The organism is Synechococcus sp. R6-10 (genome assembly GCF_047461815.1).
Classification (GTDB): Bacteria; Cyanobacteriota; Cyanobacteriia; order Thermostichales; family Thermostichaceae; genus Thermostichus.
The window spans coordinates 1-1,900 of record NZ_JANSHW010000513.1 but is presented as its reverse complement, the minus strand read 5'-3'; the positions used below and the strand labels follow the sequence as shown (position 1 = coordinate 1,900).

The window sequence follows — 1,900 nt, the reverse complement described above, 5'->3', positions numbered from 1 at the left end:
TTGCAGGAGTACATCACAAGGGTATGATCTTAAGAGAAGGATGTAGGACATTAAAAAATGTCAGATATACCACCACAACCTTTAACCGGGAAGGCTCTGCTCCAGAAGGTCGAAGCGTTGGGGCATCTTCCACGCCGAGAAACGGCAAAGCGATGTGGCTATGTAACCATGACCAAGACCAACAAGCCTCGCGTCAACTTGAATGAGTTCTATGACGCGGTGCTGGCGGCAAAAGGTCTGAGTCTCAGCCCAAGTTCCAGCCGGGACAAGCGCGGTCGTGAGCCAACCTTTCGGGTCAGCGTTCACAAAAATGGGCAGTTGATCATTGGGTCGGCCTACACCGAAAAAATGAATCTCAAACCCGGGGATGAGTTCGAGATTCAGCTAGGTTACAAGCACATTCACCTCAAGCAAGTGCTAAACGGCCAGGTGGTGGAGGAGTCAACCCCAAGTAAAGAAGCTTCCCCCAAAGCGACTCGCGGTCGCCGGAAAAAAACTGCTGGGGCTTGAGCCGCTGCCGGGCCGGGAGTGAGGAGAAGGGATCCAGTTGACGAACTGTCACTGCGCAGCTTTCTTCCCGCTTTGCCCTCTTTAAGATGGGATCCAAAGCCTAGGTTCACCCTCTTTCTGACCCTAGATAAGGATCCCTATGCAACAGAAGGTTCAGCCACCCCTCAAGTTTTTGCCGCCGCGATTGACGCCTTGGGTCGTTCATTTCGCTCAAGCAGGCTTGCCCCTTTGGTTGCGATGGACCAAAGGGATCCCTCGCGTTGAAGTAGAGGGGGGAGAGCGTTTGGCTCAGCTTTATCAGCAGTTTGAGGCGGGCAAGATTCGCCTGTTGGTGGCGTTTCGACACCCGACCCTCGATGATCCCCCCTGCTTGATGTACTTGTTCGCCCATCTCCTGCCGCAGGTGGCCCAACGCCAGGGGATCCGCTTTCGGGGCCGACCCCACGTTTTGTTTGTTTATGACCGCGGCCTACCTCTGTGGCTGGGATCCGTTGCCCGTTGGGGCTTGCCGCGCTTGGGCGGGATCCCGATTTTGCGAGGCCGTCTGGATCGGGCAGGGCTAAAGAGTTCTCGTGAGCAGTTTGTATCGGGCCGATATCCGCTGGCGGTAGCTCCAGAAGGAACGATCAACGGTATGAGCAGTCTTCTCAACCCGTTGGAGCCGGGGGTAGCCCAGATGAGCTTTTGGGCGGTGGAGGATCTGCACAAGGCGGGACGGCCAGAGCAGGTGCTGATCCTGCCGGTAGGCCTTCGCTATTCCTACCTACGGGATCCCAGTGCCGCTCTGAATAGATTGCTCAGCCGCATGGAGGCCGATTGCAAGCTGCCACCCCCGCGCTCAACCCATGCCAGTCAGGCCTTTTTGCTGGCCCGTATCCTTCGCTTGGGAGAACACCTGCTCCAGGTCATGCAGACCTTCTATGAGCGCTTCTATGCCCCTGCTCTTCCTGCTGCAGATAGAGCCCAAGTTAAAGAGGGGGATCTGTTGGCGCGTCTTCAAAGCTTGTCAGATCTGGCCCTGCGGGTGGCCGAGCAACATTTCGGCCTAGAGCCTCAAGGAGACTTCATCGAGCGGCGGCACCGCATCGAACAGGCGGGCTGGGCCTGGATCTACCGCGAAGATATTGCCGATATTGCTGCTCTCTCGGCTTTGGAAAGGGGGCTGGCCAATCGAGTGGCTGCTGAGGCCAGTTTTCACCTCTGGCACATGCGCTTGGCGGAAACCTTGATGGTGTTTGCGGTGCGCCCTGTACCTGAGCAGCCCAGTTTGAGTCTGGATGAGTTGGCGGAAACCGCCCTGCGCCTCTGGAGTCTGCTGGCTTGGATCAAAGGAGAAAATCCCGTCGGAACTGCTCCCCCCCGCTTGGGACCCCGCCTGGCCCGTTTCAGC

Annotated in this window: 2 protein-coding genes; both read left to right on the top strand. The window is 57.3% G+C overall.

The genetic code is table 11. The features are described from left to right. The first annotated feature begins 57 nt into the window (after positions 1–57). Positions 58–510, top strand: coding sequence for an AbrB family transcriptional regulator (locus NW837_RS12975; RefSeq protein ID WP_011432404.1), 453 nt, complete (start codon positions 58–60; stop codon positions 508–510). A gap of 139 nt (positions 511–649) precedes the next feature. After that, on the top strand, positions 650–1,900 hold a 1,251-nt coding region (locus NW837_RS12970; RefSeq protein WP_414332059.1), incomplete at its 3' end, for a 1-acyl-sn-glycerol-3-phosphate acyltransferase.